Here is an 8399-nt window from a genome sequence, read left to right as displayed (position 1 = left end):
GTGAAAGACTAGCGGCCGTTCCTACAGTCCACTTTGATTTTTAAGCGCGTTTTCAACGTTGCGCGTCTTGAGTGCCCATGCCTGCCATCGATCACCCCTTGATAGACCAGTTCCTCGACGCCCTGTGGCTGGAAAAAGGTCTTTCCGATAACACCCGCGATGCCTATCGCAGCGACCTGGCGCTATTCAACGGCTGGCTGCAGGAGAATGGACTGGAGTTGATCAACGCTGGCCGTGAATTGATCCTCGATCACTTGGCCTGGCGACTGGAACAAAACTACAAGCCCCGTTCCACGGCGCGATTCCTCTCGGGTGTGCGCGGCTTTTATCGTTATTTGCTGCGCGAAAAACTGATCGCGGTTGACCCGACCTTGCGCGTCGACATGCCGCAGCTGGGCAGGCCTTTGCCTAAATCCCTTTCGGAGGCCGATGTCGAAGCCTTGCTCAAGGCGCCGGATCTGAGCGAAGCCATCGGCCAGCGTGACCGCGCCATGCTCGAAGTGCTTTATGCGTGTGGTTTGCGGGTCACAGAGCTGATCAGCCTGACGCTGGAGCAGGTCAATTTGCGCCAGGGTGTGCTGAGGGTGATGGGCAAGGGCAGCAAGGAGCGGCTGGTGCCGATGGGGGAGGAGGCGATTGTCTGGGTCGAGCGCTACATGCGCGACGCACGTGGCGAGTTGCTTGGCGGGCGTCCCAGCGATGTACTGTTCCCCAGCCTGCGCGGCGAACAGATGACCCGCCAGACCTTCTGGCATCGCATCAAGCACCAGGCCAAGGTTGCCGGGATCGGCAAGTCGCTGTCACCACACACCTTGCGCCACGCTTTCGCGACACACCTGCTTAACCACGGCGCTGACCTTCGGGTGGTGCAAATGCTGCTTGGCCACAGCGATTTGTCGACGACCCAGATCTACACTCATGTCGCCCGTGCACGCTTGCAGGACTTGCACGCCAAGCACCACCCGCGCGGCTAAACACGGTTCCCGAAATTGAAATGCAACCTGTGGCGAGGGGGCTTGCCCCCGTTCGGCTGCGCAGCAGTCGTCCTGCGGTCTATTTCCCGGTCGAAATCGCCAAGATGGGGCTGCTTCGCAACCCAACGGGGGCAAGCCCCCTCGCCACAGGGGCCTTATGTGGTAGGCTTTGTCGGTTTGCAAGATGGGCGGTTATGACCCGGTGTTTCGGTACGGGCGTTCTGATCGTTTCATTTGTCCGCCTTCAGGAGTTCTCATGCGTCTGACCCAGATTTTCGCCGCCGCCGCCATTGCGTTGGTCAGCACCTTTGCCGTCGCCGATGACGCGGCCGATAAAGCCATTCGTAAAAGCCTGGAAAACCTCCAGCTCGACGTGCCTGTCGAAACCATCACGGCCAGCCCGCTGCCAGGGATGTACGAAGTCAAACTAAAGGGCAGCCGCGTGTTGTATGCCAGCGCCGACGGCCAGTACGTGGTTCAGGGCTACCTGTTCCAGCTCAAGGACGGCAAACCGGTCAACCTGACCGAGAAGACCGAGCGTCTGGGCGTTTCCAAACTGGTCAATGACATTCCGGTCGCGGACACCGTGGTGTATCCGGCCATCGGTGAAACCAAGTCGCACATCACTGTGTTCACTGACACCACTTGCCCGTACTGCCACAAGCTGCACGCCGAAGTGCCTGAGCTGAACAAGCGCGGCATTGAAGTGCGCTACGTCGCGTTCCCGCGTCAGGGCCTGGGCTCGCCGGGTGACGAACAGCTGCAAGCGGTCTGGTGCTCGAAAGACAAGAAAGCGGCCATGGACAAAATGTCCGATGGCAAGGAAATCAAGGCCGCCAAGTGCGATAACCCGGTTTCCAAKCAGTTCGCCCTCGGTCAGTCAATTGGCGTGAACGGCACACCGGCCATCGTTTTGGCCGACGGTCAGGTCATTCCGGGCTACCAGCCTGCGCCACAAGTCGCCAAACTGGCACTGAGCGCGAAGTAAATTCGTATCGTCACGGTCAGCCTTTGACGATCATGGTCCGGCAGCATCATCGCCGGGGCATTAATAGGGAACCGCGAGCACGCGGTTGTTTTCACGGCCGACCTTGAGTCGGCCGTTTTATGGGGAGTTCACAGTGAAACCGGTCAAAGTAGGCATCTGTGGGTTAGGAACCGTCGGTGGCGGTACCTTCAACGTACTTCAGCGCAACGCCGAGGAAATTGCTCGTCGTGCCGGGCGTGGAATCGAAGTGGCACAAATTGCCACGCGCACGCCAAAGCCTCAGTTCCAAACGACCGGTATTGCGATTACCAACGATGTCTTCGAAGTGGCCACGAACCCAGAGATCGACATTGTTATAGAACTGGTGGGCGGCTACACCGTTGCCCGCGAGCTGGTACTCAAGGCCATCGAGAATGGCAAGCATGTGGTCACCGCGAACAAGGCACTGATTGCCGTTCACGGTAATGAAATTTTCGCCAAGGCACGCGAGAAAGGCGTGATTGTAGCGTTCGAAGCGGCTGTGGCCGGTGGCATTCCGGTGATCAAGGCGATCCGTGAAGGCTTGTCCGCCAACCGCATCAACTGGGTCGCCGGGATCATCAACGGCACCGGCAACTTCATCCTCACCGAAATGCGTGAAAAGGGCCGAACCTTCGAAGACGTGTTGGCCGAGGCGCAAGCCCTGGGTTACGCCGAAGCCGATCCAACTTTCGACGTTGAAGGCATCGACGCGGCCCACAAGCTGACAATCCTGGCCTCCATCGCGTTCGGTATCCCGCTGCAATTCGACAAGGCTTACACCGAAGGCATCACCAAGCTGACCACCGCTGACGTGAACTACGCCGAAGCGCTGGGCTACCGCATCAAGCACCTCGGTGTGGCTCGCAGCACCGCTGCGGGTATCGAACTGCGCGTACACCCGACGCTGATTCCGGCCGATCGCCTGATCGCCAACGTCAACGGCGTGATGAACGCAGTCATGGTCAACGGCGATGCTGCCGGTTCTACGCTGTTCTACGGCGCGGGTGCTGGCATGGAGCCGACCGCTTCGTCGGTGATCGCCGACCTGGTGGATGTGGTTCGCGCCATGACCTCCGACCCGGAAAACCGCGTACCGCACCTGGCCTTCCAGCCGGATTCGCTGTCGGCGCACCCGATCCTGCCGATCGAGTCCTGCGAAAGCGCCTACTACCTGCGCATTCAGGCCAAGGACCATCCGGGCGTGTTGGCCCAGGTGGCGAGCATCCTGTCGGAGCGCGGCATCAACATCGAATCGATCATGCAGAAAGAAGTGGAAGAGCATGACGGTCTGGTGCCGATGATCCTGCTGACTCATCGTGTGCTGGAACAGCGCATGAACGACGCGATTGCCGCCCTTGAAGCGTTGACCGGTGTTGTCGGTCCGGTTGTACGGATCCGTGTCGAACATTTGAATTAACACAGCGGCAAGCAGCAAGCTCCAAGCGGCAAGTCAAAGGCACTCTGGCTTTTACTTGCAGCTTGTAGCTTGAGGCTTGAAGCTCAAACCAAAGGTTTGCCCCTATGCGCTATATCAGTACCCGCGGCCAGGCACCGGCCCTGAATTTCGAAGACGTCCTGCTGGCCGGTCTCGCCACCGACGGCGGTCTGTACGTCCCTGAAAACCTGCCACGTTTTACCCAGGAAGAAATCGCTTCCTGGGCCGGCCTGCCGTATCACGAACTGGCTTTTCGCGTCATGCGCCCGTTCGTCACCGGCAGCATTCCCGATGCCGATTTCAAAAGGATTCTCGAAGAAACGTACGGTGTGTTCTCGCACAACGCCGTCGCGCCACTGCGTCAGTTGAACGGCAACGAATGGGTGCTGGAGCTGTTCCATGGCCCGACCCTGGCGTTTAAAGACTTCGCCCTGCAACTGCTCGGTCGCCTGCTCGACTACGTGCTGGAAAAGCGTGGCGAGCGTGTGGTGATTGTCGGCGCTACATCCGGTGATACCGGTTCGGCCGCCATCGAAGGCTGCAAGCATTGCGAAAACGTCGACATCTTCATCCTGCACCCGCACAACCGCGTGTCCGAAGTGCAGCGTCGGCAGATGACCACCATTTTCGGCGAGAACATCCACAACATCGCCATCGAAGGCAACTTCGATGACTGCCAGGAAATGGTCAAGGCGAGCTTCGCTGACCAGAGCTTCCTAAAAGGCACGCGTCTGGTCGCGGTGAACTCGATCAACTGGGCGCGGATCATGGCCCAGATCGTTTACTACTTCCACGCAGCCCTGCAGCTCGGTGGCCCGGCGCGTTCGGTATCCTTCTCGGTGCCGACGGGCAACTTCGGCGACATCTTCGCCGGTTACCTGGCGCGCAACATGGGCCTGCCGATCAACCAGTTAATCGTCGCCACCAACCGCAACGACATCCTGCACCGCTTCATGAGCGGCAACCAGTACGTCAAGGAAACCCTGCACGCCACGCTGTCGCCGTCGATGGACATCATGGTGTCGTCGAACTTCGAACGCCTGCTGTTCGACCTGCACGGTCGCAACGGCGCCGCAATTGCCGGGCTGATGGACAGCTTCAAGCAAGGTGGCGGTTTCAGTGTCGAAGAAGAGCGCTGGACCGAAGCCCGCAAACTGTTTGATTCGCTGGCCGTGGACGACGTACAAACCTGCGAAACCATCGCTGAAGTGTATGAGCAAACCGGCGAGCTGCTGGACCCGCACACCGCCATCGGCGTGAAGGCTGCGCGCGAGTGCCGTCGCAGTCTGGATATTCCAATGGTGATCCTCGGCACGGCGCATCCGGTCAAATTCCCGGACGCAGTGGAGAAGGCTGGCGTAGGAAAAGCGCTCGAACTCCCTGCACATCTTTCTGATTTGTTTGAGAGAGATGAGCGTTGCACCGTGTTGCCAAACGACCTGAAAGCCGTGCAGGCCTTTGTCAGTCAGCATGGCAACCGCGGCAAGCCGCTGTAACCGTAAAAGCTGTCACATTTTGAAGCCCGTCTCCTGACGGGCTTTCTCATTTCTGCATGCCACACTTGTAGCGTTTTCACCCATGAGGAAAGGGTGAGTTGATCACGAAGGAAGTGGCAATGCGGTTTTGTAGAGGGTTCAAACCGGCCGTGTGCTGGGTGTTTTTAGTCAGCGCCATCGGCTTTGTTCAAACGGCGCTGTCGGCGCAATTGGCGATTTCCGAGGCAAGGGGCGCTGTCATTGGCACGATGATCGAGCTGGATACCGAAGAACAAAAATGGATGGCCGACAACCCGCAAGTCATCGTCGCGTCGACTCAATATCCGCTGTATCTGTTCAAGGATGAACACGGTCAATGGAGCGGCTTGAACAACGATATCCTCAACCGCGTCGGTGCGATGACAGGGTTGCGGTTTGTCCACGAAGAGTCGTTCTCAAACGCTCAGTTGCTGGAAAGACTGGAGAGCGGTACGGCGGACATGAGCACAACGCTCGCGATGAACGATGAGCGCAAGATGTTCCTGGATTTCAGCCATGCATTCGGTGGGGCGGGGTGGGTGTTTGTCGGGCGGGCGGGAGTACCGAAGGTCCAGTCTCTGGAGCAACTGATGAAAAAGGTGCTGGTGCTGCCGGCCAGGCATGCGCTGGAATCGCTGATTCGTCGTGATTATCCGTCCATTGAGCTGCGCTCGGTCAAAACCTACGCCGAGGCACGGGCGCTGGTCGAGAGCGGCGAAGCTTACGCGACGATCGAAAACGAAATCAGCGCGCAGCTTTACCCGTCGGGGCAATTGAAGGTGGGGCATGCGATTGAGGGCAAATGGGAAGCGGACTACCTGACGATGCGCAAAGGTCAGCCGCAATTGCTCAGCATCCTCAACAAGGCGCTTGAAGCGTTTCCGCCTGCCGAGTTGCGCGCCATTCGCTTGAAGTGGCTCAACGGAATCGGCCCGGTGCGCGCGCCGACTGGCTGGCAACGGTTCACGCAGTGGGGTTGCTGGGGCATTTGCATCGTCAGCGTGTTCGGCCTGTTGTCCTTGCTCTGGAATCGACGTCTGACGGTGTTGATCCAGCAACGTCTGAAGGCCGAGAAAAGTCTCAGCGATCAACTGGCCTTCCAGCACGCATTGATGGACGCGATGCCCGATCCGATGTTTGTGCGTGATCTGGAAGGGCGGATGGTCATGTGCAACAAGAGTTATGAAGAAGGCTTGTCGACCCGTTTCGATCAGGTTCAGGGGCGACAGTTGATCGAACTCGACCTTCTGCCCAAAGCGACCGCCGAACTGCTGCATGCCGAATTTGTCGCCCAACTCGCCACGCGCAAACCCCAATTCATTGAACGTCAATTGATGTTCCACAATGGCGTCAGGAACGTTTACCAATGGACAGTGCCGTTCTACAGCGCCGACGGCCAATTACGAGGTTTGTTGGGAGGCTGGACCGACAGAAGCCGGCGAAGAGGAGAATGAAGCCGTTGTTTTCTCCTTGTCATCTTCGCCGTGCATGCTCTATCAATCAGAGGCGCCGACGCGCCTGTACCTGAAATCCAGAACTTTCTTCTCGGGCCGGTGGTCACTATTGTGAGCTGGCCCCAGGCACTTTGTTTTCGGACTATTGAGTGGTGATCGAGATGGAAAGTATCAGTCTATTGCTCGGTGAGGCGCTGAGCCCCTATCAGGTCACGCTGACCCCGTCGGGCGCCCAGGGTGAATGCCTGGTGACATTGAAGAGTACGACGGGCGCGATTGTCGTCGAACGGGCCTTCAATCAGGCTCAGCTGACCGACAAACGTCTGCTGACCGACGTCGTCGACGGATTGCACCGCGATGTGCTCATCGCCGAAGGACGGCTGGAGCCTTGTGTCATCGCAGCATTGCGCAATGCGGCTCAGGACAAAATCCTGGCCCGCCGAAATTGAAGTGATTTTGCGGGAACCTTCCCGCGCCAAGGTCAGTCAGACCCTACAACAGCAGGATCAAGCATTGTGCTCCGGTGCTTGCAGCTTGCTGCTACGGGTCTTTATGTAGACCACGTTTGACCCCGAGTCGTCTCCCCACTTCTMGGGGTTTCTTTTTGCCTGCGATTTGTCATTGCTCGGCTTGATGTTCGAAAAACGCTTTGGTTTCTGCCAGATAATCTTTACGCCTTTCCGGGTCGAGCCAGTCGGCATAAAGCTGATCCAGTCGCTCATGAGGCAGGGTGCGCAATAGCCGATTTATTTCGCTGATCGCCTGTCGGCCCAGGGCTGTATTGGAGCAACCGATGTGCCCGGACAGATATTTGCCCGTGCCCTTGATCGGATAAAACGCGAGGTCGTCATCAGCAATGTGCGCTTGATGGGCCAGGTAGCGTATTTCCGGCCAGTAACCCAGCACCACCTGTAATCGGCCCAGACGCTGCATCTGCAACAGACTGCCGAGGGCATCGTTGCCGTAGTGGGGCGTCAGAGCGCCAGCCGGTGCCTGTTTTAGCAATGTATCGAGGAACTGTCCGTAACTGCGCTCGGCCACCACGCCGACTTTCTTTCGACTATTGGCCAGCAGCGCCGCCAGATCGACTTCACCGTCGATCAGAAATTGTTCCAGCAACGATCGTCCTTCCTTGCGTACAACAAGGCCGTTGCTTACGGCGCGGAAGGCCGGAATCGAATACGCAATCCACTGTTCCCGCTCCTGGGTCCAGACAAGCGAGGGATCGCATGTAAACGACTCTTCGTGAAGCATTTGCATGCCACGGGCGCGGTTGACCCGCATCAGGACGTGCTCATATTGCGGCATCCCGGCGATCAACAGTGGCAGCATCTGATCAATGATTCCCTGACCTTTTTTCGGCCCCTCGAAGATCATCGTTGGCGGTAAATCGCGCAGCAACCAGATAAGCGTCTCTTTAGGTTGCGCCCAGGCGGGTGATGCCAATCCGGCCAATAACCCGAAAACCGCCACTGTGCACCCGTTGAAGGTGTAGTGGATGGCTGATGACAGCAGGCGTTTCAGCTTAGATCGCCCCATCTTTGTGCAGTTGTGCGATTTGCAGCACGTCATAGCCAAGTTCCTGGAGCACTTGTTCGTTGTGCTCACCCAGTTGTGGCCCGACCCATTCTGAAGTGCCGGGTGTCTCTGAAAGTTTCGGCACAATGCCGGGCATCTTGAAATCCTTGCCATCCGGGAGYTTGGCCTGCAGGAACATTTCCCGGGCCAGGTACTGCGGATCGCTGAACATGTCTTCGGCGCTGAAGATCCGGCTGGCGGGAACGTCGGCCTGATTCAGCCGTTCGATGACCGTGTCCAGTGGCAGCGAATTGACCCAGCGGTCGATCACGCCATAAATCTCGTCGCGGCGGCTGTCACGCCCGTCGTTGCTGGCCAGCACCGGGTCATTGGCCAGGTCTTCGCGGCCGATGATCAGCATGAAGCGTTTGAAAATCGCATCGCCGTTAGCGCCGATCTGCACATGTTTACCATCGGCGCTGGTGTGGATAGAAG

Annotated in this window: 8 protein-coding genes; 6 read left to right on the top strand and 2 right to left on the bottom strand. The window is 58.1% G+C overall.

What is annotated here, in order from left to right; all coding sequences use genetic code 11:
• Positions 1 to 77: 77 nt before the first annotated feature.
• From xerD to AC1DRJ_RS14335, 6 genes are all read left to right on the top strand, one after another.
• Positions 78 to 974, top strand: a complete 897-nt coding sequence (xerD, locus tag AC1DRJ_RS14360) for a site-specific tyrosine recombinase XerD (protein ID WP_477802739.1) — start codon at positions 78 to 80, stop codon at positions 972 to 974.
• 256 nt (positions 975 to 1230) lie between these two features.
• Positions 1231 to 1962, top strand: coding sequence for a DsbC family protein (locus AC1DRJ_RS14355; RefSeq protein ID WP_477802738.1), 732 nt, complete (start codon positions 1231 to 1233; stop codon positions 1960 to 1962).
• 133 nt (positions 1963 to 2095) lie between these two features.
• Positions 2096 to 3400 carry a homoserine dehydrogenase gene (locus tag AC1DRJ_RS14350; protein WP_477802737.1) on the top strand — a complete coding sequence of 435 codons (1305 nt, stop codon included), beginning with the start codon at positions 2096 to 2098 and terminating at the stop codon, positions 3398 to 3400.
• Positions 3401 to 3504: 104 nt separating this feature from the next.
• Positions 3505 to 4914 (top strand): threonine synthase, encoded by a 1410-nt coding sequence (gene thrC / locus AC1DRJ_RS14345; RefSeq protein ID WP_477802736.1) that lies wholly within the window; start codon positions 3505 to 3507, stop codon positions 4912 to 4914.
• A 119-nt stretch (positions 4915 to 5033) separates the two neighbouring features.
• On the top strand, positions 5034 to 6386 hold the full coding sequence (locus AC1DRJ_RS14340) for a transporter substrate-binding domain-containing protein (RefSeq protein WP_477802735.1): 1353 nt from the start codon (positions 5034 to 5036) through the stop codon (positions 6384 to 6386).
• A 161-nt stretch (positions 6387 to 6547) separates the two neighbouring features.
• Positions 6548 to 6835, top strand: a complete 288-nt coding sequence (locus AC1DRJ_RS14335) for a DUF3509 domain-containing protein (RefSeq protein WP_477802734.1) — start codon at positions 6548 to 6550, stop codon at positions 6833 to 6835.
• 169 nt (positions 6836 to 7004) lie between these two features.
• Here AC1DRJ_RS14335 and AC1DRJ_RS14330 read toward each other — a convergent pair whose 3' ends face one another.
• Positions 7005 to 7958 (bottom strand): TIGR02285 family protein, encoded by a 954-nt coding sequence (locus AC1DRJ_RS14330; protein ID WP_477802733.1) that lies wholly within the window; start codon positions 7956 to 7958, stop codon positions 7005 to 7007.
• On the bottom strand, positions 7912 to 8399 hold a 488-nt coding region (locus AC1DRJ_RS14325), incomplete at its 5' end, for a CoA transferase (RefSeq protein WP_477802732.1). The genes AC1DRJ_RS14325 and AC1DRJ_RS14330, both read right to left, overlap by 47 nt.

This window comes from Pseudomonas sp. P5_B2 (assembly GCF_056400445.1).
This window is presented reverse-complemented; position numbering and strand designations above follow the sequence as displayed.